19 protein-coding genes are annotated in these 24,510 nt (G+C 68.3%); 9 read left to right on the plus strand and 10 right to left on the minus strand.

Annotation, left to right across the window (positions count from 1 at the left end; genetic code table 11):
* Positions 1 to 25: 25 nt before the first annotated feature.
* Genes RCP37_RS02680 through RCP37_RS02690 form a run of 3 tightly spaced genes read left to right on the plus strand, consistent with a single transcriptional unit; the run spans position 26 to position 3,190 of the window.
* Positions 26 to 1,744 carry a bifunctional uroporphyrinogen-III C-methyltransferase/uroporphyrinogen-III synthase gene (locus RCP37_RS02680; RefSeq protein WP_308485502.1) on the plus strand — a complete coding sequence of 573 codons (1,719 nt, stop codon included), beginning with the start codon at positions 26 to 28 and terminating at the stop codon, positions 1,742 to 1,744.
* 25 nt (positions 1,745 to 1,769) lie between these two features.
* The gene (gene hemB, locus RCP37_RS02685) at positions 1,770 to 2,753 is read left to right on the plus strand and encodes a porphobilinogen synthase (protein WP_308485503.1); all 984 of its coding nucleotides are present in this window, start codon (positions 1,770 to 1,772) and stop codon (positions 2,751 to 2,753) included.
* On the plus strand, positions 2,750 to 3,190 hold the full coding sequence (locus RCP37_RS02690; RefSeq protein ID WP_308485504.1) for a hypothetical protein: 441 nt from the start codon (positions 2,750 to 2,752) through the stop codon (positions 3,188 to 3,190). The genes hemB and RCP37_RS02690 overlap by 4 nt, the downstream gene beginning before the upstream one ends.
* Positions 3,191 to 3,194: 4 nt before the next feature.
* On the opposite strand, the gene RCP37_RS02695 is transcribed toward RCP37_RS02690, so the two are convergent.
* The 6 genes from RCP37_RS02695 to RCP37_RS02720 all read right to left on the minus strand — a co-directional run bounded on the left by RCP37_RS02695 (position 3,195) and on the right by RCP37_RS02720 (position 13,308).
* The gene (locus tag RCP37_RS02695; protein WP_308485505.1) at positions 3,195 to 5,555 is read right to left on the minus strand and encodes a cellulase family glycosylhydrolase; all 2,361 of its coding nucleotides are present in this window, start codon (positions 5,553 to 5,555) and stop codon (positions 3,195 to 3,197) included.
* A gap of 15 nt (positions 5,556 to 5,570) precedes the next feature.
* The gene (locus RCP37_RS02700; protein ID WP_308485506.1) at positions 5,571 to 5,864 is read right to left on the minus strand and encodes a hypothetical protein; all 294 of its coding nucleotides are present in this window, start codon (positions 5,862 to 5,864) and stop codon (positions 5,571 to 5,573) included.
* 69 nt (positions 5,865 to 5,933) lie between these two features.
* Positions 5,934 to 7,778, minus strand: a complete 1,845-nt coding sequence (locus tag RCP37_RS02705) for a glycoside hydrolase family 5 protein (protein WP_308485507.1) — start codon at positions 7,776 to 7,778, stop codon at positions 5,934 to 5,936.
* Positions 7,779 to 7,995: 217 nt separating this feature from the next.
* Positions 7,996 to 8,940, minus strand: coding sequence for a LysR family transcriptional regulator (locus RCP37_RS02710; RefSeq protein ID WP_308485508.1), 945 nt, complete (start codon positions 8,938 to 8,940; stop codon positions 7,996 to 7,998).
* Between the two features lie 30 nt (positions 8,941 to 8,970).
* A complete protein-coding gene (locus RCP37_RS02715) occupies positions 8,971 to 11,160 on the minus strand; it encodes a cellulase family glycosylhydrolase (protein ID WP_308485509.1) in 2,190 nt (729 codons plus the stop codon).
* A gap of 15 nt (positions 11,161 to 11,175) precedes the next feature.
* Positions 11,176 to 13,308: a cellulase family glycosylhydrolase gene (locus tag RCP37_RS02720; RefSeq protein WP_308485510.1), complete on the minus strand. Its 2,133-nt coding sequence runs from the start codon at positions 13,306 to 13,308 to the stop codon at positions 11,176 to 11,178.
* A gap of 195 nt (positions 13,309 to 13,503) precedes the next feature.
* Here RCP37_RS02720 and RCP37_RS02725 point away from each other — a divergent pair, with 195 nt between their 5' ends.
* The 4 genes from RCP37_RS02725 to RCP37_RS02740 are packed head-to-tail and all read left to right on the plus strand — an operon-like array spanning position 13,504 to position 16,831.
* Positions 13,504 to 14,043, plus strand: coding sequence for a transport-regulating membrane protein Mce1N (locus RCP37_RS02725; RefSeq protein WP_308485511.1), 540 nt, complete (start codon positions 13,504 to 13,506; stop codon positions 14,041 to 14,043).
* A gap of 11 nt (positions 14,044 to 14,054) precedes the next feature.
* A complete protein-coding gene (locus tag RCP37_RS02730) occupies positions 14,055 to 14,318 on the plus strand; it encodes a hypothetical protein (RefSeq protein ID WP_308486907.1) in 264 nt (87 codons plus the stop codon).
* Between the two features lie 54 nt (positions 14,319 to 14,372).
* Positions 14,373 to 16,454 (plus strand): heavy metal translocating P-type ATPase, encoded by a 2,082-nt coding sequence (locus RCP37_RS02735; RefSeq protein ID WP_308486908.1) that lies wholly within the window; start codon positions 14,373 to 14,375, stop codon positions 16,452 to 16,454.
* Positions 16,455 to 16,486: 32 nt separating this feature from the next.
* Entirely contained in the window at positions 16,487 to 16,831 is a 345-nt protein-coding gene (locus RCP37_RS02740; protein WP_373693096.1) for a hypothetical protein, read from the plus strand.
* Position 16,832: 1 nt separating this feature from the next.
* Here the strand turns inward: RCP37_RS02740 and RCP37_RS02745 are convergent, their stop codons facing one another.
* The 3 genes from RCP37_RS02745 to RCP37_RS02755 are packed head-to-tail and all read right to left on the minus strand — an operon-like array spanning position 16,833 to position 19,747.
* Complete coding sequence (locus tag RCP37_RS02745) at positions 16,833 to 17,666, minus strand: alpha/beta hydrolase (protein WP_308485512.1); 834 nt, start codon at positions 17,664 to 17,666, stop codon at positions 16,833 to 16,835.
* Positions 17,667 to 17,710: 44 nt separating this feature from the next.
* Positions 17,711 to 18,700 (minus strand): ABC transporter ATP-binding protein, encoded by a 990-nt coding sequence (locus RCP37_RS02750; protein WP_308485513.1) that lies wholly within the window; start codon positions 18,698 to 18,700, stop codon positions 17,711 to 17,713.
* Positions 18,701 to 18,703: 3 nt separating this feature from the next.
* Complete coding sequence (locus RCP37_RS02755; protein WP_308486910.1) at positions 18,704 to 19,747, minus strand: ABC transporter permease; 1,044 nt, start codon at positions 19,745 to 19,747, stop codon at positions 18,704 to 18,706.
* Positions 19,748 to 19,917: 170 nt separating this feature from the next.
* Here RCP37_RS02755 and RCP37_RS02760 point away from each other — a divergent pair, with 170 nt between their 5' ends.
* A complete protein-coding gene (locus tag RCP37_RS02760; RefSeq protein ID WP_308485514.1) occupies positions 19,918 to 21,291 on the plus strand; it encodes a PPE family protein, SVP subgroup in 1,374 nt (457 codons plus the stop codon).
* A 129-nt stretch (positions 21,292 to 21,420) separates the two neighbouring features.
* Positions 21,421 to 22,962, plus strand: coding sequence for a PGRS repeat-containing protein (locus RCP37_RS02765; protein ID WP_308485515.1), 1,542 nt, complete (start codon positions 21,421 to 21,423; stop codon positions 22,960 to 22,962).
* 20 nt (positions 22,963 to 22,982) lie between these two features.
* On the opposite strand, the gene RCP37_RS02770 is transcribed toward RCP37_RS02765, so the two are convergent.
* Entirely contained in the window at positions 22,983 to 24,434 is a 1,452-nt protein-coding gene (locus RCP37_RS02770) for a PPE family protein (protein ID WP_308485516.1), read from the minus strand.
* Positions 24,435 to 24,510: the final 76 nt, after the last annotated feature.

Below are 24,510 nucleotides of genomic sequence, written 5' to 3' on the forward strand. Positions count from 1 at the left end.
AGTGAGAAGTGACGGGGAGTACGAAATGGCTCGCCAAGTGAGCGTGCGAGGGCAGAAGCCCAAGCCGGGTCGCATTGTTTTCGTCGGCTCGGGTCCCGGCGACCCGGGTCTGCTGACGACGCGGGCACGGACGGCGCTGACGAATGCCGCGCTGGTGTTTATCGACCCGGATGTGCCCGAGGCGGTGCTGGCGTTGGTCGGCACGGACCTGCCTCCGATCGTCGGTCCGATGCCCCCGGCCCCCAAAGCGGACAAGGTCGACGACGACGCGGCCCACCCCGACGCCGACGCCGACGATGACGCTGCCGACGAGGCTGCCGCAACCGTTCCGGGCGGCCCCGACATCCGCCCGGCGCTGGGCGAGCCGGCCGAGGTGGCCAAGATCCTGGCGGCCGAGGCACGCTCGGGCACGGACGTGGTGCGGCTGGTCGCCGGTGACCCGCTGTCGATCGACGCGGTCATCACCGAGGTAAACGCGGTGGCCCGCACCAACGTTGCGTTCGAGATCGTGCCGGGACTGCCCGCCACCAGTGCGGTGCCCACCTACGCCGGTCTGCCGCTCGGTTCATCGCACACGGTGGCCGACGTCCGCGACCCGAACGTGGATTGGGGCGCGCTGGCTGCCGCTCCGGGGCCGCTGATCTTGCAGGCCACCACCTCGCACTTGCCGGAGGCGGCCCGCACCCTGATCGAGTACGGCCTGTCGGACGGCACGCCGTGCGTGGTCACCACCTCGGGGACCACCTGCGCGCAGCGTTCGATCGAGTCCAGCCTCGGCGGCCTGACGGAGGCGTCGGCGCTGGCGAGCATCGACCCGGTCATCCTGCCCAACGGCCAGGAGACCTCGGCCGGGCCGCTGGTGGTGACCATCGGCAAGACGGTGAGCAACCGGGCCAAGCTGAACTGGTGGGAGAGCCGCGCACTGTATGGCTGGACGGTTCTGGTGCCGCGCACCAAGGACCAGGCCGGGGAGATGAGCGACCGGCTGATCGGGCACGGCGCCTCACCGATCGAGGTTCCGACCATCGCCGTCGAGCCGCCGCGCAGCCCGGCCCAGATGGAAAGGGCCGTCAAGGGTTTGGTGGACGGCCGCTACCAGTGGGTGGTGTTCACCTCGACCAATGCGGTGCGCGCCGTGTGGGAGAAGTTCGCCGAGTTCGGTCTGGACGCGCGTGCGTTCTCCGGGGTGAAGATCGCCTGCGTCGGCGAGGCCACCGCAGAGCGTGTCCGGGCGTTCGGGATCAGCCCCGAGCTGGTGCCGTCGGGTGAGCAGTCCTCGCTGGGCCTGCTCGACGAATTCCCGCCCTACGACGATGTTTTCGACCCGGTGAACCGAGTGCTGCTGCCGCGTGCGGACATCGCCACCGAGACGCTGGCCGAAGGCCTGCGCGAGCGGGGCTGGGAGATCGAGGACGTCACCGCGTACCGCACCGTGCGGGCGGCTCCGCCGCCGGCGACCATCCGCGAGATGATCAAGACCGGTGGGTTCGACGCGGTGTGCTTCACCTCCAGCTCGACGGTGCGCAACCTCGTCGGCATCGCCGGCAAGCCGCATGCCCGGACCCTGGTCGCCTGTATCGGCCCCAAGACCGCCGAGACGGCAGCCGAATTCGGCCTGCGGGTCGACGTGCAGCCGGAGACCGCTGCGGTGGGTCCGCTGGTCGATGCGCTGGCCGAGCACGCTGCGCGACTGCGGGCCGAGGGTGCGTTGCCGCCGCCGCGTAAGAAGAGCCGCAGGCGCTAACGGTGACGGCGAGCGCGGTGGCCCGATGACTGCATTTCCTCGCCAACGTCCCCGTCGGCTGCGTTCCACTCCGGCTCTGCGCCGGCTGGTGGCTCAAACATCGCTGGAGCCCAGGCATCTGGTGTTGCCGATGTTCGTCGCCGACGGCATCGACGAGCCGAGGCCGATCGCTTCTATGCCCGGGGTGTACCAGCACACCCGCGATTCGCTGCGCGCCGCGGCCGCCGAGGCGGTGGCGGCCGGCGTCGGCGGGCTGATGTTGTTCGGGGTTCCGGCAGAGGCGGACAAGGACAGCACAGGATCGGTCGGCGCGGCTCCCGACGGCGTGCTCAACACCGCCTTGCGCGATCTCGCTGCCGATCTCGGTGATTCCACCGTGCTGATGGCCGACACGTGCCTGGACGAGTTCACCGATCACGGCCACTGCGGGGTGCTCGACGAGCGGGGTCGGGTTGACAACGACGCCACCTTGAAGTGCTACGTGGAACTGGCCGTTGCCCAAGCGGATTCGGGCGCCCATGTGGTGAGTCCGAGCGGCATGATGGACGGCCAGGTGGCCGCGATCCGCGATGGACTGGATGCCGCCGGGCACAGCGACGTGGTGATCCTGGCCTATGCGGCGAAGTTCGCATCGGCGTTCTACGGCCCGTTCCGTGACGCGGTCGCCTCGACGCTGGCCGGGGACCGTCGCACCTATCAGCAGGAACCCGGCAACGCCCGTGAGGCGCTGCGGGAGGTCACCCTCGATCTCGCTGAGGGCGCCGACATCGTCATGGTCAAACCCGCCATGGGCTACCTGGACGTGATCGCGGCGACCGCCGCGGTGTCCTCGGTTCCGGTCGCCGCCTATCAGGTGTCCGGCGAGTACGCGATGATCGCGGCGGCCGCTGCCAACGGCTGGATCGACGGACGATCCGCGGCACTGGAGTCTCTGATCGGCATCCGGCGGGCCGGCGCGGACATCGTGCTGAGTTACTGGGCGGCCGAAGCGGCCGGTTGGCTGGCGTGACGGCTCCGCCCGAGGGGCCGCGGCCCCCGGCCGAGGCTCCACCGGACCGTCCCGCGGACGTCGACACCGCGTTTTGGCTGTGGCTTGCTGCCCTGCCGCTGATGACGTGCGGATACGTGGTGAACCTGCTGACCGCCCCGGAGATCCCCGCGGCGGCGGTCACCTACCCGATCGTCGCGCTGACGGCGATCGTGGTGATCGTGGTGGTGGCGACGTTTCTGATGTTGATGCGCTCCGGATATCGCTGGGCCCGCACCGTGTTGACCGGCGGAGGGATCGCCGCGGTGGTCAATGCGGTCAGCGCGCTGTGGCATGCCGATGCGAGGCCGACGGTCGCGCTGGTGGTGGCGGTCACCGGCATTGTCGGATCGGTGCTGATCGCCGCGGGCACCGTTCTACTGCACCGATCCGAGGCGCACACCTACTTCGTCCGATAGCCGGTTACCCGCTGCCTCCCGCGGCCGTCACGGTGACGGTGACGCTGGTGGCCCCGCTGTCCGAGGCGATGACGAGGACAGGGGCGCCCGGCGCGGAGACGACGTGTCCTCCGGTGACGCTGACCTGGTAGCCGTCGGGGTATTGCAGTGCAGGTACCGAGATCTCGGTTTGGGTGCCGGCGGCGAAGTGTCCTGAGCCGCTGGCCATCTCGGTGGAGTAGCTGAATTCGAAGGTGCCGTTCGCGAACGACCAGGAGTCCGGGGTGCCGCCCACGGCAAGCGGATACGGCTCGGACAGTTGCGTCAGCAGGTCCATGTTGATGTTGTCTTCGGTCATCGGCTGGTTCAGATCCCAGTACCGGAGCATGGTGTAGTCCCAGAACATCCAGTTGTAGCCGTAGCTGTTTGCCGCATTGAGGGTGTCGGCGATCGAGCCGGCGTTGGTGGTTCCGCCGTACTCGGTGATCGCCACCGGTAGGTCGTATCTTGATGCGTAGTCGTCGGCGTTGCCGTGCACGATCGTCTCCCACAGTGAGCAGCCGAAGTTGCTGTCCATGAAAGCCGTTGTGGTGCAGTAATCGTGGAACGCGAAGACGACGCGCGGATCGTCCACCTCGCCTAGGTAGGTCGGGATGGGCAGGTTGCCGGACAGGACGCTGGGTTCGATGTACAGCGGCGTGGCCGGATCGACCGAGCGGACCGCTGCGGCCAGCTGGTTGTAGAACGGGGTCAGCTGCTGGCCTTCGAAGAACGAGCCGCCGAAGATCGTCGACAACCATGTTGAGCCCGGCCACGGCTCGTTCATCAGCTCGTAGCCGATCACGTTGGGGTCGTCTTTGAAGTAATTCGCAACGACTTGCCACATCAGCGCGTAGTGGTTCTGCAGCCCAACACCGTCGGGTCCGTCGGCATTGGTCCAGAACGCATCCCAGGCGTAGTTCTCCGCGGGGCTCATGACGTAGCGGAATGGGAATGGGGTGTGGGGGTTGGGCAGGCCGCCGTCCTGGGCCGCCCACGCCGGTGCGCCATCGCCCCAGAAGGTGGTGCCGTAGTTGTCCTGGTGCATGTCCAGGACAACGCGGATGCCGTGGTTGGACAGCGTCTGGGCGGTCTGGTTGATCAGGTCCAGATACTCGTAGTCGTAGACGCCGGGTTCGGGCTCGACTCCGGCCCAGAGGATGCCGAGCCGCACCACGTTGAAACCGTTGGCGGCCAGCAGCGCGGCGTCGGCGTCGCCGAATCCCTCGGAGGCGGGGTAGAACGGCGGGTCTTTCACTACCTCGCCGAATCCGTGCAGGACTACGACTCGTCCGTCGTTGTCGACCAGCCAGCTGCCGGCGGTGGTGATGTCGGAGAGGCCGCCGGCCGGGGCGCCGTCGAGCGTGCCGAAGTGACCGTGGTCGCCGTGTGCGCCGAGTAGGCCTCCGCCGCCGCCGGCTCCGCCGAGGGCGGGTAGATCGCGTGGGCCGCTGTGGACGCCGTCGCCGGCATCACCGCCGTGGCCGCCGCTGCTGAACAGGCCGACAGCACTACCGCCGTCACCGCCGTGACCACCCACGACGCGGGACCCGCCGGTAGCGCCGTCGCCGCCGTTTCCGCCGTGGCCGCCGCTGCCGAACAGCCAGCCGGCGGCGTCGCCGCCTGCGCCGCCGGCCCCGCCGGCTCCGCCATTGAAGCCGAGGTCGCCGTCACCACCGTCGCCGCCGACGCCACCGATGCCCATCACCACTCCGCCCGCGCCACCGGCACCGCCGGAAGCACCGAGGCCGCCGTGCCCGCCGGCCCCGCCGAAGCCGAACAAGCCGCCGCTGCCACCGTCGCCGCCTGGTGTGTGGTCCACGGTGCTGTTCCAGCCGGCACCGCCGTCGCCGAACAGCCACCCACCGTCGGTGCCGTTGACGTGCAAAGGATCCCCGTCGACGCCGTCGCCGATCAGGCCACGGCCGGTCAGTGCGAGGAACGGCTCATTGATGAAGTTGTTGACCTGCTGGCCGAGATCGCTGTGGATCCAGGCTTCGATGCCGGTGTGGATCGGGGTGTAGATGTTGTGCTGGATCCATGCGGTCAGGTCAGCCGGATCGTAGGCGGCCGGGCCGGCAGCTGGACCCGGAATGCTGAGTTCACCGAAGATGGTGTTCCAGTGCGCGGGGGCGAAGAAGGTGTTCCAGGCGGTGGGGGAGAGCACCGCGTCCCAGTCGAGGTCGTTGGTGGAAGTGTCCAGGAAGGGTGCGACGGCTGCTTCGATCGCGTCGTCGAAGTCGGCTTGGGCCGCGGGTGCGGCGGCCAGTGGCGCCATCCCGAAGGTCAGAAACGCGCCTGTGGCAGTGGCAAATCCGACGGTCCGGCCGCTCCTGCGGTCTGTCATGGTGACGCGTATCTCCTAGTTTGCGGGGGTGACTGTGACGGTGATGGTGCTCGCAGCGCTGTCTGAGGCGATGACGAGGACAGGGGCGCCCGGCGCGGAGACGACGTGTCCTCCGGTGACGCTGACCTGGTAGCCGTCGGGGTATTGCAGTGCAGGTACCGAGATCTCGGTTTGGGTGCCGGCGGCGAAGTGTCCTGAGCCGCTGGCCATCTCGGTCGAGTAGCTGAAGCTGAACGTGCCGTCCGCGAACGACCAGGCGCCCGGGGTGCCGGCCACCGCCAGCGGGTAGGGCTGGGCAAGCGTGGTCAAGGTGGCGTAGTCGACGGTGTCGCCGGTTATCGGGGTGTGCAGGTCGTGGTTGCGAATCAGGGTGTAGTCTCAGAACATCCAGCTGTAGCCATAGCGGTTGGCCTCGGTCATGGTGTCGGTGATCGAGCCGGTGTTCGTGGATGCGCCGAACTCGGTGATCGCTACCGGGAGATCGTATTTCGACGCGTAGGCGTCGGCGTAGCCGTGCACGATCGTCTCCCACAGTGAGCAGCCGAAGTCGGTGCCGAACAGGGCCGTCATGGTGCAGTAGTCGTGGAATGCGTAGACGACGTTCGGGTCGTCCACCTCGCCCAGGTAGGTCGGGATCGGCAGGTTGCCCGACAGCGTGCTCGGTTCGACGTACAGCGTGGTGGTCGAGTCGACGGATCGGATCGCCGAGGCCACCTGGTCGTAGAACGAGGTCAGCTGCTGGCCTTCGAAGAAGGAATTGCCGAAGATGGTCGACAGCCACGTCGAGCCCGCCCACGGCTCGTTCATCAGCTCGTAGCCGACAACGTGGGGATCGTCCTTGAAGTAGTGCGCAACGGCTTGCCACATCTGCGCGTAGTGGTTCTGCAGACCGATGCCGTCGGGTGCGTCGGAGTTCCGCCAGAAGGCATCCCAGACATGGTTCTCCGCCGGGTTGAGCGCATATGTCCACGGCCAGCCGGTGTCGGGATCGGGCATTCCACCGGTTTGTACGGCCCAATCCGGTGCACCGTCGCCATAGCCCATGGGGCCGCCGAGCCCGGCGGCGTAGAGGTCCTGGTGCATGTCGAGCACGGTGTAGATGCCGTGGTTGGACAGTGTCTGGATGGTCTGGTTGATGGCGGCGAGGTAGTCGTAGTCGATGACGCCGGGCCGGGGCTCCACGCCTTCCCAGAGGATGCCGACCCGCACCACGTTGAAGCCGTTGGCGGCCAACAGCGCCGCGTCGGCGTCGCTGAACCCCTCGTTGTCGGCGGCGGGATAGAACGGTGCCCGCTTGTTGACCTCGCCGAATCCGTGCAGGACGACCACCCGTCCGTCGCTGTCGGTGATCCAGGAGCCGGTGGTGCCGAGGTCAGCGACGCCGCCGGGAGGCAAGCCCTCAAGGGTGCCGAAGTGACCGTGGTCGCCGTGTGTTCCGAGCAGCATGCTGCCGTTGCCGCCGGCGCCGCCGAGGGCGGGCAGTTCGCGGCCACCGGTATACACGCCGTCGCCGGCGTCGCCACCGGCGCCGCCGGTGCCGAACCATCCGGTTGCGCTACCGCCGTCACCGCCGTAGCCACCGACACCACTGTCGCTGCTGCCGCCGTCGCCACCGTCACCGCCGATGCCGATCAACCATCCGCCGTCACCGCCGTGGCCACCGATGGCGCCCGCGCCGCCGTCACCGCCCGTCCCCCCGGTGCCGAAGAGCCCGGCCGCGCCGCCATCACCGCCGGCGACGCCGACCTCGGTGCTGTCCCAGCCTGCGCCGCCGTCGCCGAACAGCCATCCACCCGCGGTGCCGTCGGGGATCGCTGCTGTTCCGTCGACGCCGTTGCCGATCACCAGCGAGCCGAACACCGTGTTGATCGCGTCGTTGACCGATTTGCCGAAGTCGCTGGTGATCCAGGCCTGCATACCGGCGTGCATTGGGGTGTAGAGGTATTGCTGTGCCCAGTCAGCGAGGTCTGTCTGATCGAAGCTGGCCGTTCCGGGCACTGCGAGGGCACCAAGTTCGGCCAGCACGCCGTCCCAGTGAGTCGGGGCCAGGAAGGTGTCCCAGGCGGTGGGGGAGAGCACGGCGTCCCAGTCGAGGGTATTGGTGGTGTCGTCCAGAAAGGGGGAGATGGCTGCTTCGATCACGCCATCGAAGTCGGCCTGGGCCGCGGGGGCGACAAGCGGTGCCAGCCCGAACGCCAGGAACGCGCCCCCACTGACACCCAAACGGACTAGGCGACGTCCGGCGTGGGCTTGGCTCCACCGGTGAGTTCGCGTAGCGGAACGCTGACGAGTCATCAACTAAACCCCTGGCGACGTAACTTCTCAGGTAATCATGACCCTGAGCAGGAATTCTAATAATTCCCTGCGCCAATCCTGGCAATCGTCAGTCGTGAACTGAAACACCAAACCGCCGCCTCATTGACAACGCCGGCGTGCTGAATCAGGCGGTTGTCGGCCGGCTCTCGATGGTGTGAACGAGCTCGGTCTCCCGGTCCCGCACTGCGAGCGCGACCTCGAGAAACTGGGCGACCAGGGGAGAGCGCTCGTCGCGGTGCCAGCCCAGGGCGATAGCCGAGCCGGGCCAGTCGTCGATCGCCAGGAATTGCACGCCCGGCAGCGGCATGAAGTTCATGACCACCGCGCTGGTCACCGCGATAGCTGCCCCGGCCGCGACCACTTGTGCTTCCTCGGTGATCGAGGTGATAGGAACCAGGCGGGCCTTGGTGGACTCGTCGCGTGCCGCCTCCAGACACCAGAACGCGCGGTAGGCCTCGTCCACGGTGTCCCCGTTGGTGATCGGATCATTGACGAGATCCCGCGCGGACACCGAACCCCGTCCGGCGAGGTGATGCGAACCCGCCACCATCGCCACGACCGGATCGACGAACAAGACCTCTGTCTCGATGTTGGGTATGCCCTTCGGCAGCCGCACAAATGCCACGTCAGTGGCACCTGATGCCAGGCCCGCCGATGAATCGTGGACCGGAAACTCTTGCATCTCAACGACTACGGCAGGGTGGCGTTCCCCGAACTCGGCCAGGATCAACGGTGTCAATTCGAGGGCGGCACCGGGGACGTAGCCCAGCCGTAGTGTGCCGGCCAGCCCGCGCGCGGCCCGTCGGGCGGCGGATGCGGCCTCATCAAGGACAGCGAGCGCGGTGCGCGCTCCCTCAAGAAAGGCTTCACCGGCGGGTGTCAACGTCACCTTGCGGGTGGTGCGCTCCAGCAACTTGGCGCCGACCAGGCTCTCGAGCTCCTTGATTTGCCGGCTAAGGGCCTGCTGGGCAAGGTGAACGCGCTCCGCGGCCTTGCTGAAGTGCAGCTCTTCGGCCACGGCCACGAAGTAGCCCAACTTGCGGGTGTTGATCTCGATGGGGCTCAGCATAGCTGGGACGGCTTGCCTAGGGGGGTCAAGCTACGCGGGTGGGCTGCCTGCAGCGCCGGTCACGGTGACGGTGACGGTGGTGGCGCCGCTGTCCGAAGCGATGATCAGCACCGGCGCGCCAGGGGCGGAGACCACATGCCCGCCGGTGACGGACACCTGATAGCCGTCCGGGAACTGGATCGGTGGTACCGAGATTTCGGTCTGGGAGCCGGCAGCGAAGTGTCCTGTGCCGCCGGCCATCTCGGTAGAGTAGCTGAGCTGGAAGGTGCCGGAGGTGAACGACCAGGAGGTCGGGGTGCCGGCAACGGCCTGCGCGTAGGGCGCCGACGTGGCTTCCAGCCTGGACCAATCGACATTGTCGCCGACGGGCGGCTTGCCCGGGTCGAAGACCAGGGCATTGCCTGGGGCGGTGCCGGTGATGGCGGGTACTCCGTTGTACGCCCACTGCGACCAGCCCCACATGCGCTGGTCGGCGGCGTTCATGACCATGATCGCTTCCGCAGCGCCGTTCCCGGATCCGAACTCCGAGATGAGTCCGGGCACGCCGTACTTGGTCGTGTATGCCTCACCGTTCTCGGCCAGTAGCTCGATGTAATCCGGGCACAGTGGTGAGAGGGCCGCACTGATGCTGGTCAACATGCAGTAGTCGTGGAATGCGAAGACGCCATGTGGGTCGTCCACCGCACCCAGCTGCGTCGGCACCGCTTCGTTGAACAGGGTGTTCGGCTCGTAGATAAACGGCGTGGTCGGATCGACGGAGCGGATGGCCGCGCTGACCTGGTTGTAGAACGGGGTCAGCTGTTGAGCTTCGTAGAAGGAGTTGCCGAATATCGTTGAGAGCCAGGTGGAACCGGCCCACGGCTCGTTGATGATTTCGTAGCCGGCGATGTGGGGGTCGTCTTTGAAGTAGTCCGCGACGGCTTGGGTCATTCGCGCGTAGTGGTTCAAAAGGCCCACTCCGTCTGGCCCTTTGGCGTTGGACCAGAACATGTCCCAGGCATGGTTCTGGGCGGGGTTGAGCGGGTAGTTGAGGCCGAAGCCGATGTCGGGGTTGGGCAGCCCGCCGGTCTGGGTGGCCCACTCCGGTGCGCCTTCGCCGCCGAAGACGGGGCTGAAGTCGTCCTGGTGGAAGTCGATGATGCTGACGATGCCGTGGTTGGCCAGGATCTGCACAGTCTGGTTGATCGAGGCCAGATAGTTGTAGTCGATGACGCCGGGCTGTGGTTCCACTCCCGCCCAGATGACGCCCAGCCGGACCGAGTTGAAGCCGTTGGCGGCCAGGAACGCCGCGTCATCGTCGCTGAACCCGCCGGCGGACGGCTCATACGGCGGAATCTTGTAGACCTCATTGAACCCGTGCAGATTAAGGACACGACCGTCGGCGTCGGTGATCCAGGTGCCGGCCGTAGTGATCCCGGCGACGGCTGCCGGGGCGCCGTCGAGGGTGCCGTAGTGGCCGTGGTCGCCGTGGGTGCCCAGCAGCATGCTGGCGTTGCCGCCGGCGCCGCCGAGGGCGGGCAGGTCGCCGGGGCCGGTGTAGGTGCCGTCGCCGGCGTCGCCGCCGGTTCCGCCGTTGCCCATCAGCCAGCCGCCGTTGCCGCCGTCTCCGCCGTGGGCGCCGAGGCCGCCGTCTGCGCCGTTGCCGCCTTGCCCGCCGTTGCCGAACATGCCGGCGTTGCCTCCGGCTCCGCCGGTGCCGCCGGATTCGGTGTTGTCCCAGCCTTTTCCGCCGTCGCCGAAGAGCCAGCCGCCATCCGTGCCGTCGTGGTGTTCGGCGGTGCCGTCGATGCCGTCGCCGATCAGGGGACGCCCGGTCAGGTCCTGGAAGGGTTGGTTGATGAGGTAGTTGACCTGTCGGCCGAGGTCGCTGTTGATCCAGTCTTCGATGCCGGTGTGAATGGGGGTGTAGAAGTACTGCAGCAGCACGGTGTTGGGGTCGGTGACCGATGGGCCGGCCAGGGCGGCGCCGCTCAGTTCGGCCAGGACGGTATCCCAATGGGCCGGTGCTAGGAAGGTGTCCCAGGCTGACGGTGAGAGCACCGCGTCCCAGTCGAGGGTGTTGGTGCTGGTGTCCCAGAAGGGTGCGAAGGCTGCGCCGATCGCGTCATCGAAATCGGCCTGCGCCGCCGGAGCAACAGTCATCGGCCCCAACCCCAACGCCAAGAACGCGCCTGTAGCAGTGGCGAATCCGGCAGCACGATGATTCTGACGTGTCTTCATGGTGGCGTGTTCCTCCTAGCCTGCGCGCGTAACGACGACGGTGATGGTGCTGCTGGCTCCGCTGTCTGAAGCGATCACGAGGACCGGGGCTCCTGGCGCGGAGACGACGTGTCCTCCGGTGACGCTGACCTGGTAGCCGTCGGGGTATTGCAGTGCCGGTACCGAGATCTCGGTTTGGGTACCTGCGTCGAAGTGGCCTGAGCCGTCGGCCATTTCGGTGGAGTAGCTGAACCGGAAAATGCCGTCGGCAAAGGACCATGACTCCGGGGTGCCGGCGATCGCCTGTGGGTAGGGCTGAGAAAGGGCAACCACGACTGGGTTGTCGGCTTGGTTGCCGACCAGGGGATCATTCAGGTTCTGGTTGAGAGCGAGTCCGTAATTCCAGAACATCCAGCCGAACCCCTGACGGTTGGCCTCATCGAAAGTCGTGGTGAGGCTAGGGATGTACCTGGTGTTGCCAAACTCAGTGATCACCGCGGGCATGTCGTTGGCCTGGGCGTACGACGCCGCGTTGCCCATGACGACCTGTTCCCACAGTCCGCAGCCGAAGATCGTGTCGCCGAACAGCGCTGTAGAGGTGCAATAGTCGTGGAACGACAGCACCGTGTTGTCGTCGTCGATCGCGCCTAGATGGGTGGGTATCGGTAGGTTGCCGACCAGCGTGCTCGGCTCTATGTACAACGGCGTGTGCGGGTCGACCGATCGGATGGCCGATCCGACCTGGTCGTAGAAGGCGGTCAACGACTGGGCTTCGAACTGCGAACTGCCGAAGATCGTTGCCAGCCACGGGGAGCCCGGCCAGGGCTCGTTCATGATGTCGTAGCCGAGCACGGAGGGGTCGCCCTTGAAGTAGTTGGCGACGTGCCCCCACATCAACGCGTAGTGGTTCTGAAGCCCCATACCGTCGGGTGCTTTGGCGTTGGACCAGAACGCATCCCACGCGTGGTTCTGCGCCGGGCCAAGGTAGCTGAACGGGAAACCCCAGTCGGGATTGGCCAGTCCGCCGGTCTGTGTCGCCCAATCTGGCGCACCGTCGGCCCCCAGCGAGGCGCTGTAGAGGTCCTGGTGCATGTCGATCAGGCTGTAGATGCCGCGGCTGGCCAGCATCTGGACGGTCTGGTTGATCGAGTCCAGGTAGTCGTAGTCGATGACGCCTGGTTGTGGCTCCACTGCTTCCCAGATGACGCCGACTCGCACGACGTTGACACCGTTGGCCGCCAGGAACACGGCATCGTCGTCGTCGAACCCCTGGGCGGACGGGTAGAACGGTGCGCCCTTATTCACCTGGTTGGTCCCGTGCAGGATGATGACGCGCCCGTCGCTGTCGGTGATCCAAGTGCCGGTTGTCGACAGCCCACCGTCCGCCACGGCGGGGGTGCCATCGAGGGCGCCGTAGTGGCCGACGGTGCCGTGGACGCCAAGGATTCCGGCGTTACCACCGGCACCGCCCAGGGCGGGCATGTCCCTGGGGCCGGTGTAGGTGCCGTTGCCGGCGTCGCCGCCGGCGCCGCCGTAGCCCATCAACCAACCACCGTTGCCGCCGTCGCCACCGTGGGCGCCGAGGCCGCCGTCTGCGCCATCGCCGCCGCGGCCACCGTCGCCGAACATGCCGGCTGCGCCGCCGGCTCCGCCCATGCCGCCAGACTCGGTGTTATTCCAGCCGTTTCCGCCATTACCGAACAGCCAGCCGCCGTCGCCGCCGTTGTGGTGTTCGGCGGTGCCGTCGGCGCCGTCGCCGATCAAGGGTCGCCCGGTGAGCAAGAGGCTGGGGCTGTTTATCAGGTCGGTGACCTGTCGGCCGAGGTCGGTGTTGATCCAGTCTTCGAGGCCGTCGTGAATCGGGGTGTAGAGATACTGCTGGATCCAAGTGGCGGGGTCGGCGACCGCGGCACCGGCAAGGGCCGGACCGCTCAGTTCGGCCAGAACGGTATCCCAGTGCACCGGGGCCAGAAAGGTGTTCCAGGCTGACGGTGAGAGCACCGCGTCCCAGTCGAGGGCCTGCGTGGTGGCGTCCAGGAAGGGCGCGAAGGCTGCGTCGATCGCGTCATCGAAGTCGGCTTGGGCCGAGGGCGCGGTGGTCAGTGGCGCCAGCCCGAAGGTCAGGACTGCCCCGGCGGTCGCGGCAACACCGACGACGTGGCTGCTCACGAGGCGATTTGCGGCGGGGCTGCTATGACGCATCATCCTGGTTTCATCTCCAAGTTCGCGGCAAACCTGTGTAAAACATGTATGTAGGCGGAAATCTAACTCTGCTTACTGACGCGTAACTTAAGAATCGCCAAAACCGGCCGGACGTTGCGGCCAGGTGCTGGGGCCTTCCGGGCCGCGTTAGGCTGACCCGACATGTCTGAGCCCCAGCCGCAAGCCGCACCGCTGTTCTTCGAGCGCGGTGCCAGCTGGTATTGGGTGCTGTTCGGGCCGATCTCCGCGGGACTGCTGGTGCTGATCCAGAACTCCGGCGGCTACGGCTTTCAGCCCTTGGTTCCGACCGTGTTGTTGGTGCTGGTTTCGACGATGCTCGCCATCCAGGTGAAGGCGGCGCGTATCCACACCTCCGTCGAGCTGACGGCAGACACGTTGCGGCAGGGCACCGAAACCCTGCGGGTCGCCGACATTCTGGCGATCTACCCCGAGGCTGAGCGCCCCACCGGCTGGGGCAAGCAGGAACCGAAGAAGTGGCAGGAATCCCGCGCGCTGGGCGAGCTGAGCGGGGTGCCCCGACGCCGGGTGGGTGTCGGGCTGAGGCTGACCGGGCGGCGCACGGTGCAGGCCTGGGCTCGGGATCATCGCAGGCTTCGTGCCGTGCTCAGCGAACTGATTCCGGAGACGGTGCCGCCAGGTGGGCCCGCTGAAACCGATGTCGAGGACGGATCGTCCTGGTGAGGGCAGCCCCGATGCTCCGGTCCGTGGTCGAGCTGGCCTTGGCCGCCGTCGCGGCAGTGGGCTGCGCGGTGAGCTGGCTGCAGGTGCGCTATCTGGTGCTGGTCGCCCCGGTCATCGACGGAGAACCGGCCACCAGCTCGGTGACCTACCACCCACGCATGCTGCTGTTGGTGTGGGTGTTGGCGACGGCTGCCGGGGTGCTGGCAGTGGTCGGCGCCGCGCGCCTGCGCCGGGCCCGTCGCGCCCCAGCGTCTGGATACCCCACTGGGGTATAGGGTATCGGGGGTATCATCGGCGAGGTGATCACTACCGACCTCGAGCTGCGGGGAATGACCTGTGCGTCGTGCGCGGCGCGGGTAGAGCGCGGCCTGAACGCGCTCGACGGGGTGCACGCCACGGTGAACTTCGCGGTCGAACGGGCCCGCGTCGAACACGATCCGAATGTTTCGGCAGCGGATCTGGTGCGCGCCGTGGAAAGCACCGGTTATCAGGCCGCGGTGGTTGGGGCGGCCGACGAGCACGCCTCCGAGCATGCCGAAGTGCCGGCCGGTCGGTTGCTTCCCAGGCTGGTCGGCTCGGCATTGCTGGCTGTGCCGGTGGTGGCGCTGTCGATGGTGATGCCCTGGCAGTTCAGCGGCTGGCAGTGGGTGGTGTTCGCACTGACCACCCCGATCGTGGCGTGGGGCGGTTATCCGTTCCACCTCGCCGCGTTGCGCACCGCGATCCATCGCGCCGCCACGATGGACACCCTGGTTTCGCTAGGCACCCTTGCGGCCTATCTGTGGTCGGCGGTCGCGGTCTTCACCGGTGCGGGCCATCTGTATTTCGAGGTGGCCGCGGTCGTCACGGTCTTCCTGTTGGCCGGCCGCTACGCCGAATCGCACGCGAAACGTTCGGCGGGCGCTGCGCTGCGGGAACTGCTGGAGCTGGGGGCCAAGGACGCCGCGGTCATGCGGCGCGAGGACGGAGTGCTGACCGAGATCCGGGTGCCGATCGCGGATCTGCGGGTGGGCGATGTCATCGTGGTCCGGCCGGGGGAGCGGGTCGCCGCCGATGGTGTGGTCATCGACGGCACCACCGCCCTGGACACCTCCGCGATGACCGGCGAATCGCTGCCCGTCGACGTGGGAGTCGGCGCCGATGTGCTGGGCGGTTCGCTCAACACCACCGGGCTGGTACTGGTCCGTGCCACCAAGGTTGGCGCCGACACCCAGCTGGCCCGGATGGCCACGATGGTCTCCGATGCCCAGGCCGGCAAGGCGTCAGTCCAGCGACTCGCCGATCGGGTCTCGGCGGTGTTCGTGCCCGCCGTGTTGGGGATCGCCGCGCTCACCCTGGCCGCCTGGCTGCTGACCGGTGCATCCGTCGCGTCGGCGTTCACCGCGGCCGTCGCGGTGCTGATCATCGCCTGCCCGTGCGCGCTTGGGCTGGCCACGCCGACCGCCATCTTGGTGGGCACCGGCCGCGGCGCGCAGCTCGGCATTCTGATCAAGAACCCCCAGGTGTTGGAGGCCGTCAAGGACATCGACACCGTCGTGCTGGACAAGACCGGCACGGTCACCACCGGCGTCATGGCTGTCGGTGGTCTCGCGGCCGCCCGCGGCGAGGACCCCGACACCGTGCTGGCCCGAGCCGCCGCCGTCGAATCGGGGTCCGAGCACCCGATCGCCGCGGCCATCGTCACCGGAGCCAAGGCCGCCGGCCTGGAGATCGGCCAGGTGACCGAGTTCGCCAGTCATCCCGGCCACGGCGTGACTGGGTTGGTCGACGGCGTGCGGGTGGAGGTCACCCGATCGGCCACCGCGCACGAGACCGGGACCGCCGTCGAGGTCTCCTGGGATGGGCTGGCGCGCGGGACGATCACCCTGACCGACACCGTGCGACCCACCAGCGCGGCCGCGGTGGCGGAGCTTCAGGCCATGGGCATCACTCCGATGCTGCTCACCGGTGATGGTGCGGCGGTGGCGCGCATGGTGGCCGGCGACGTCGGCATCGACCCGGCCAACGTCATCGCCAACGTCTTACCCGCGGACAAGGCCGAGGCGGTCAAACGGCTGCAGGCGCAGGGCCGGCGAGTGGCCATGGTCGGCGATGGCGTCAACGACTCGGTGGCGCTGGCCACCGCCGATATCGGGATGGCGATGGGGACCGGCACCGACGCCGCCATCGAGGCCGGCGACGTGACGCTGGTGCGCGGTGACCTCGGCACGGTTCCGACAGCGCTGCGGCTCTCGGCACGCACACTGCGGATCATCCGGCAGAACCTGATCTGGGCGTTCGGCTACAACATCGCGGCGATCCCGCTGGCGGCGGCCGGGCTGCTCAACCCGATGATCGCGGGCGCGGCGATGGCGGCCTCGTCGGTTCTGGTGGTGACCAATAGCCTGCGGCTTCGACGTTTCGCGCGGTAAGGTCCGAAAAAGTCGAACAGGGGGTTTGCTCCATGTCTGCACGCAACGTTTCTTCTGGGGTAATTGTGAAGGCTGGGGCGGTGTGCGTCGGTCTGGCGACGTTTGCTCTGGCGGTGTCCGGGCCGGCCGGTGCGGATCCGGCCAATCCCAGCCCCAGCCCCAGCGACTGCATCGCCAACGCGAGTGCGGTCTGCAACGCCGGTCCTTACGGCCCGGACAGCCTGACCAATCCGGCCAACATCAACAGTCCGCTGAACCCGGCGAACCCGGACAACCCGGCCAATCCGATGAACCCGGCGAACCCGGAAAGCCCGATGAACCCGATGAACCCGGCGAACCCGGCCAGCCCGATGAACCCGATGAATCAGGCCCAGTAGATCAGGAATCCAGCCAGGCCAACTCGGCCGGAAGCTGCTCGCGCCAATAGGTCACGTCATGTCCGCCGGGGGAGAACCCGCCAGCCGGCGGCGGATTCAGCTGGCCGATGAAGCTCTTGGTCGCGTACGCGAAGGGGTCCGCGGTCCCGCAGTCGACGCGCAGCGGGAACGGGGCCAGCCGCGGCGCCAGGTTGAACACTGAGTTCGTCCGCCAGTCATCGACGCTGTCGAATGCGCCGGCGGGCGCGCCGAAGTAGGTCATGTAGATCGCCGGGCTGATGGCGCAGATTCCTGCGGTGCGCGACGGACCCAGGCGGGTGGCCAGCTGCAGCGCGCCGTAGCCACCCATCGACCAGCCCATGAACCCGACTCGGGTGATGTCGATGCCCTTCTCGGGCAGCATCGGGATCAGCTCACCCAGCACCATCGCACCGGCGTCCTCCCCGGAGCTATGCCGGCGCCAATAGGTGTTGCCGCCGTCGACGGCGACCACCGCGAACGGCGGCCGGCCTGCTGCGGTCAGCTTCGCCAGCTCTTCTTCCACACCCAGATCCATCACCCAAGCCGCGTCGCCGTCCTTGCAGTGCAGGGCGATCACCGGCCGCAAGGGGGCGGTCTGTCCCGGCGGCCGGGCGATGATCCAGTTGGTCTCCACCCCGCCGCGGGCCGCGGACACGAACGAGCCGGATTCCCGGGTCGGATAGGTATTGCCGGTCGCTCGCGACTCGGCCGGGTGCCGCCCCACACCCACGCCGAACAGGCCTGCTGCCCCCGCGGCACCGACCCCGAGGCGCAAAGCAGCCCGGCGGGTCAAATCTGCCATGTACAGCATCATCGCGTGGCGCACGCTCGGTTCGGCCCGGCACGCCGCGGTGTTGATCAGGTTGATGCCGGTTCGTTAGGAACATCGGGAAGCGGTGGGCGGCCGAACTGTTGGCGAAACGCGTCCACCGTGTAACTGACGACGGTTGCCTCACGAGGGGCACGGACCGTCGCCGAGCGCGGGATCCGCACCATGGGGCCGAGCTGGCCGGCGTACTGGTCCGGTTTGCCGATCTTGAGCAGCCCGTCGCCGGCGCCCGCCGAGTCGGGGGCGATCTCCACCTCGCCTTCGGTGACGACGTAGATCAGGTCCTCGACGGTGCCCTGCTCCAGCAGTACCGAGCCCGGCCCCAGCCGGACCGGCGCCTGCTGCGGGCGCGTCGGTACGGCGGTCGGCGACAGCTGAATGACGATGTCGGCCAGCGGAACGATCCGGGTGTCGTGGGTCGCGACCACCACGACGCGATCACCGGCCGCCAGCACCCGCAGCAGTTGCACGACTTCGCCGGCCCGGACGTAGTCCAGTTGCGCGGTGGGTTCATCAGCCAGGATCAGCGGCGGATCCAGTGCCAGGGCACGCGCCACCGCCACTCGCTGCTGCTGGCCGCCGCTGAGCTGCCCCGGCCGGTGGTGGGTCCGGTCGGCCAGACCAACCCGTGACAGCAGATCCCGGGCACGTTCCTGGGCGGACCACTGGGTCCATCCCGCCGCCCACATCGGCACCATCACGTTCTCCAGGGCGGTCAAGCTCGGCACAAGATTGAACGCCTGGAAGACGATGCCGACGGTGCGCCGTCGGTAGGAGGTGATCTCGCGTCGGCTCAGTCCGGTCACTTCGGTGGCGCCGAAGTGGATCTGACCGCTCGTCGGACTCAAGATGCCGCCCAGGCACGACAGCAGCGTGGTCTTGCCGCAGCCGCTGGGACCGAGCACCACCACCAGTGACCCGGCCGGAACGTCCAGGCTCAGGCCGTGGATGGGACGGATCGGCTCCCCGCCGCCGGTGGCGTATTCGATGACCAGATCACGGATCTGCAGGTCCCCCATGCGCTACGGCCCCCCGAACGCCAGTACCGGGTCGACGGCCACCGCATGCCGCAGACCCGCCAGGCTGGCCAGCAGGCCGATCCCCACCGCGGTCAGGACCAGCAGCGTGAACGACGACCCGGTCACCGCCACCAGCATCGGGAACAGCGGTCCGATCGCCACCGCCAGTACGCCACCGAGCACTGCTGCGGCCACCGCGACGACCACCGCCTGCAGCGCCAGTCCGGCCAGCACCATCCACGTCGTGACGCCCAGCGCTTTGAACACCGCGAAGTCGCGGGTGCGTTCCAGCGCCGACAGGTAGATCAGCGAGCCCACGATCAGTGCGGCGACGCCCCACAACAGCACCGACATGTACGACAGCGCCATCTGCGCACCCGCCAAGGGGCGAACCATATCGTCGACGGCGGCGGTTCGGTCGACGACTCGGTAGCCCTCCGGCACCCGAGCGGGGCTGCCCCGCAAGCCGATAGCGGAGGCCACCGGCTGCCCCGAATACATCAGTCGTTGAGCGCCCGCCACGGTCAGAAAACCATTGGGTTGGCCGGCCAGCGTGGTCGACTTCTCTACGAGTCCGACGATCCGCAACTTTTCCGCGCCCAGTTCGACGTCGTCGCCGACGGCACGCTTGAGCGTGGTCGACATGGCGATCTCGTTGGGCTCGGTCGGAGCTCGCCCCGCAGTGAGTGGCGGCATCGCGGCTTTGGGCACACCGTAGATATTCACGTTCAGCGGTGCCTTGCCGTCCTGCAGGATGGTGTTGCCGTAGACCACGGGCATCGCCGCTTCTACGCCGGAAATCCGGGCGACGTCCCCGGCTTCGGCCTGCGGGAACCGCGATGAGCCCATGAACGGTCCTACCGCAGCCGTCTGGATCAGGTAGCCGTCGATGCCCAGCGAATCGACCACGTTCTCCGCCTCAACCCGGAACCCGTGGGTCAACCCGGCCAGCACCAGTGTCAGTGCGAACACCATCGCAGTGCCCACGGCGGCAACGATGAACCGGCGCAGTCGCCACTGCAGGTCACGAAACGCGGTGATCAACATCCGCACGCGCGAATGTTATCGCAGCGTGCGGATCTGATCGCCCGCTCGGTGCGCAGCCGGACGGGCCTCCGCAAATCCGGAATGCCCGGTCAACGGCTAGCTTTTGGGCTACAAATACACACACGCCGCTTTTTGTGAGCCCGGTGTACGCCCCAGGGAGGGGGTCGGTGATGAATTACGCTGCCCTGCCACCGGAGATCAACTCGTTGCGTCTCTACACCGGGCCGGGCTCCGCCCCGATGCGCGCCGCTGCCGCTGCCTGGGGCGGACTCTCCGCCGAACTGCACTCGGCGGTTGCGTCGTACGAATCGGTGACCGCCGAGCTCACGGCTCAGGCCTGGCTCGGGCCGTCGTCGGAGGCGCTGACCCGGGCCGCGGCGCTGTATGTGGCCTGGATGACCGCCACCGCGGCACAGATCGACGAGACGACCGCCCAGGCGAACGCGGCGGCGGCGGCCTATGAGGCGGCGCACAGCGCGACGGTGCCGCCCTCGGTGGTGGCGGCCAACCGAGCGCGATTGCTACTACTGATCGCCACCAATGTCTTGGGCACCAACACCGCGGCGATCGCCGCCAACGAGGCCGAATACGGCGAGATGTGGGCCCAGGATGCGGCCGCGATGTACGCCTACGCAGCGGCTTCGGCCGCCGCCACCGGGCTCACGCCGTTCCAGAAACCGCCGCAGACCAGCAATCCCGCCGGACCGGCCAGCCAGGCCGCCTCGGTCGGGACCGCCGAGGCCACCTCGTCCTCGTCCGACGTCCAGTCCCTGCTCAGCCAGTTGGCCTCGGGGATCTTCGGGTCGCCGAACAGCTCGCTGCTGCAGACGGCGGCGGCCACGCTGCCCGGGATCGCGCAGGGCCCCGAGGACCTGCTCGTGTGGCCGAGCCTGTCCGATCTGTTGGGCGTCAGCGCGGTGTCGATGCTCTCGGTGGTGATGTCTGCCGGCGCCTGGGCGGCGGGCGATGCCAGCACCCGGGAGATCTTGTCCGAGCAGGATCAGCTGCAGATGGTGGAGTACGAGATCCTGCGCAACATCGACCTGTTCTCCCCGTTGACCCCGTCGCGGCCGATGGTGCCGGGGGCGTCGTCGATGTCGGCGGCGATGGGCGAGGCGATCACCGCCGGGAACCTGTCGGTGCCGATCAACTGGGCGGCCAACGCCCCCGAGATTCGGAGCCTGTCCTACTCCAAGCCGCTTGCCGGGCCGGGCTTCGGCGGTGCGCCGCCGGCATCGCTGGGCGCTGCCGGCACCGCGTTCAGCCAGATGGCGCTGGCGGGCATGGGCGGCAGCGCCCTGGCGGGCTCGGTCAGTCGCGGCCGCGGGGGCGCCGACGCGGCCGCGTCTGCGCAAGTGCAGATGCCGCAGCGCGCCGCGGGCGACGCGGCGGCTGATTCGCAGGCTGGTGACACCGAGGGAGCCCCAGGCCCGTCGATGATGGGCATCGCCGCGGAGATCCGCGAATTCGCCGAGCTGCGTGACCGTGGGTTGATCACTAATGACGAGTACAACGAACAGAAGATGCGCCTGTTAGGGCACTAAACAGATTCCGTGTTTGCGGCTGTTTTTCCGTCTAAATCCCGCCCTTGTGGCTCCAAGTCTCGATGGCTAGGCTCCGGGCCACTCAGTTGTTGCTCAGGGGTGCAGTCGAGTCAGTCGGAGGGGCGGGAAATGGTTGATCGGGGCAGTCAGGGGCGTCTTGGCAGGAACCGTCACACCCTGGTGGGGGCCTGCCTGGCGCTAGGGTTGGCGCCCGCGGCACCGGCATACGCCGATTTCGACGACCTGTTCGGGTTCGATCAGCTCTTCGATGCCGCAAGCCTGGGGGCGGCGGTGCCCGACGTCGCCGCCGCGACCGACACGTTGGACCTTTCGCAGGTGGTGGGCGACGACATCTACACCTGGGCATCGGTGGTCGAGGTCGTCTTCGCCGGGCTGTTCCAGAACCAGCTCTACGCGACCGTTCACGACCTCGGTGAGATGTGGATCCAGGGCCCAGGTGTGCTGTTGGACCCGATCATCAACCCGCTCTTCGCTTTTGATGGCGCGTGCGGCCTGATCTGCAACGGCGTGAATGGCACGGTGGATCACCCCGACGGTGGCGACGGCGGCTGGCTGTTCGGTGACGGGGGCAGCGGCTACAACCCGGGCGCCTCCGAAGACACCGAACTCGGCGTCAACGGCGGGGCCGGTGGCGACGCGAAGATGATCGGCAACGGCGGCTGGGGCGGCGATGGCGGGGCCAGTGCCGACGGCGGTGTCGGCGGTGTCGGCGGCTGGCTGATGGGCAACGGCGGTGACGGCGGCTGGGGCGGCGACGGGCTCGACAGTGTGTCGGGCACCGCCGGCAACGGGGGTGACGGCGCGCTGGGCGGCGACGCCATCTCGCTGTTCGGGGCGGGCGGACGCGGCGGTGATGGCGGTGACGGCGGCTGGGGCAACGACGGCGGTGACGGCGGCAACGGCGGCGCCGCGGGTGATGGCGGCAATGCGGTGGCCGGCTTCGGCGGCCCCGGTGGGTCTGGCGGCTACGGCGGTAACGGCGGCGCCGGCACCGCCGAACACCCGAGCGGCGGTAACGGCGGAGACGGCGGCGCCTCCGGAAACGCCGGCAACCTGATGATCATGGGCAATGCCGGACCCGGCGGCTTCAGCGCTCCCGGCGGCAACGGCGGAGACGGCCTGGCCGGCTCAGCCCAGGGCAACGGCGGCAACGGCGGCCGCGGCGGCGACAGTGGCTCCGGCGGCTACGGCGGCAACCCGAGCCACGCTCGTGCCGGCGGTGCCGGCGGCAACGGCGGGGCAGCGGGATCGCCCACTGCCACCGCAGGCAACGGCGGTGACGGCGGCAATGGCGGCGACGGCATGCTCGGCCATCCCAACGGAGGTGAAGCCGGCGGAGGCGGCGCAGGCGGAACCGGTGGCGCCGGTGGCGCGGGAACGGCCGCTCACCCCGACGGCGGAGCCGGCGGGAAGGGCGGCAACGGGGGTAACGCCGGCGACGGTAACGCCGCGGCGGCCGGTGGGGCCGGGGGCACCGGAGGCGCCGGTGGCGCGGCCGGCCCCGGTGGGTCGGTCGGTCGCGGCGGCGACGGCGGCAATGGCGGTACGGGCGGTCAGGCTCCCACGCCGGGGGCGGGCGGTAAGGCCGGTAGCGGCGGAGTAGGTGACCCCGATGGCGGCGCCGGGCAGTCCGGGGCGCCCGGTAGCTGAAGCGGGTGACCAGATCCGGGTCAGTCGAGCTGATCCGGATCTTCGGGGACCTCCCAGGTGCGCGGCAGCATCGGGATGGCGGGACCCGTGGCGCTCTCGGCAAAAGTGGTCAAACCGGTTACCGCAGAGTCGGTCTCATGACGCACGGTGCCTGGGAAACCGATCGGTCCCGCGCCGTGTTGTGCGGCCGCGGTGTCCCCGGAGTCAAGGTATTCATAGCGGTTACCAGGATCGGTCAGTGCCGTGCGCTGTCGGCGCCGGCGTACCTGAACCGCGGGAGCGGCGCTGGCCGCCACCGCCTCGGCCGCGTCGCGGCGCTGATCCTGCGCGGGAGCACCTGCGCGCACCTTCATGCGCGCGCCGCTGGTCGGGCCGCCTCCTACCAGGTACGGGACGAACGCTGCCTCGGTGCCGGTGAACGGCGGCGGAAGAGTCGGGGGGCCGGCGACGCCGGCGGCCGGGGCCAACGTCGGCGGAGCCATGGCCGGGGGAGCCGCCGGGGCGGGAGCCGGCGGCGCCGACAACGCCGGTGGCGCGGCGGCGGCAGCGGGCACGGGCTGTGCTGGGTTCAGGGCGGGCAGCGCCGGTGCGGCGGGAGCGTTGATGCCCGCCAAGCCGGCCAACCCGGCGACACCGACAAAACCGCCCAGCGGCGACACGGGTGCGACCAAACCGAGCATGGTCTCGGTCAGCGCCGTGACGGCCGGCGCCATCCCGAGCACGATCTCACCCGCGTAGTGCGGTGCGATCGTCATCAGCACCGGATCGCTGATCAGGCTGGTGAACGGATTGTTGCTGGACAAGTCGGCCTGGATGGCCTCGTTGATCTCGGCGATGCGGGTGGTCCACCAGCTCTCCTGGTAGATATTGCCGAAGTCCTGGGTGGGTGCCTGGCCGCTCCGATGCTGGTGGTCGCGGTGCTGGGGGGTATCGGGATTGAGCACCGTCGGTGCGGTCGAGGCCGCCGGCGACGACGCCACCGCAGCGCCGGCCACCTCCTGATACGTCGACATCGTGGTGGCCGCCTGGACCCACATCCGGGTGTAGTCGGCCTCATTGAGCGCGATCGGAATCGCGTTGATCCCAAAGAAGTTCGTCGCCACCAGCACGGCGTGAATGGTGTGATTGGCGGCCAGTTCGGCCAGCGTCGGCATGGCGGCCAACGCGGAGGTGTAGGCGGTCGCGGCGGTCTGGTGCTGAGCGGCCAACGTCATACTGTCCGCGCCGGCTTTCGTCAGCCAAGCCAGGTACGGAACATTCGCCGCCACATAGGATTCCGCGCTCGGCCCTTGCCATGATCCCGCCTGCACCGTCGCAAGCATGGTGGAAAGTTCCTCTGCCACTTCGGTGTATTCCGTGCTCAACGCATCCCACATCGCCGCGGCCGCCAACAATGGCCCCGCGCCCGGACCGCTACTCAGCAGGGCTGAGTACACCTCCGGTGGTGACGCCATCCAGATCGGCTCCGTCATTGCCGCCTTTCGCGGGGTGATTAGACAAAAGCCTAAACCTCAAATCTTGGTCATTCCCTGGAAGTTTCCTCGGAAT

Source organism: Mycolicibacter sp. MU0102, assembly GCF_963378105.1.
GTDB classification, from domain to species: Bacteria; Actinomycetota; Actinomycetes; order Mycobacteriales; family Mycobacteriaceae; genus Mycobacterium; species Mycobacterium holstebronense.

Coding starts and splice junctions, on each gene's coding strand:
- RCP37_RS02680 (WP_308485502.1), top strand. CDS start 26: ATGGCTCGCCAAGTGAGCGTGCGAGGGCAGAAGCCCAAGCCGGGTCGC.
- hemB (WP_308485503.1), top strand. CDS start 1,770: ATGACTGCATTTCCTCGCCAACGTCCCCGTCGGCTGCGTTCCACTCCG.
- RCP37_RS02695 (WP_308485505.1), bottom strand. CDS start 5,555: ATGACAGACCGCAGGAGCGGCCGGACCGTCGGATTTGCCACTGCCACA.
- RCP37_RS02710 (WP_308485508.1), bottom strand. CDS start 8,940: ATGCTGAGCCCCATCGAGATCAACACCCGCAAGTTGGGCTACTTCGTG.
- RCP37_RS02715 (WP_308485509.1), bottom strand. CDS start 11,160: ATGAAGACACGTCAGAATCATCGTGCTGCCGGATTCGCCACTGCTACA.
- RCP37_RS02725 (WP_308485511.1), top strand. CDS start 13,504: ATGTCTGAGCCCCAGCCGCAAGCCGCACCGCTGTTCTTCGAGCGCGGT.
- RCP37_RS02730 (WP_308486907.1), top strand. CDS start 14,055: ATGCTCCGGTCCGTGGTCGAGCTGGCCTTGGCCGCCGTCGCGGCAGTG.
- RCP37_RS02735 (WP_308486908.1), top strand. CDS start 14,373: ATGACCTGTGCGTCGTGCGCGGCGCGGGTAGAGCGCGGCCTGAACGCG.
- RCP37_RS02740 (WP_373693096.1), top strand. CDS start 16,487: ATGTCTGCACGCAACGTTTCTTCTGGGGTAATTGTGAAGGCTGGGGCG.
- RCP37_RS02745 (WP_308485512.1), bottom strand. CDS start 17,666: ATGATGCTGTACATGGCAGATTTGACCCGCCGGGCTGCTTTGCGCCTC.
- RCP37_RS02750 (WP_308485513.1), bottom strand. CDS start 18,700: ATGGGGGACCTGCAGATCCGTGATCTGGTCATCGAATACGCCACCGGC.
- RCP37_RS02755 (WP_308486910.1), bottom strand. CDS start 19,747: ATGTTGATCACCGCGTTTCGTGACCTGCAGTGGCGACTGCGCCGGTTC.
- RCP37_RS02760 (WP_308485514.1), top strand. CDS start 19,918: ATGAATTACGCTGCCCTGCCACCGGAGATCAACTCGTTGCGTCTCTAC.
- RCP37_RS02765 (WP_308485515.1), top strand. CDS start 21,421: ATGGTTGATCGGGGCAGTCAGGGGCGTCTTGGCAGGAACCGTCACACC.
- RCP37_RS02770 (WP_308485516.1), bottom strand. CDS start 24,434: ATGACGGAGCCGATCTGGATGGCGTCACCACCGGAGGTGTACTCAGCC.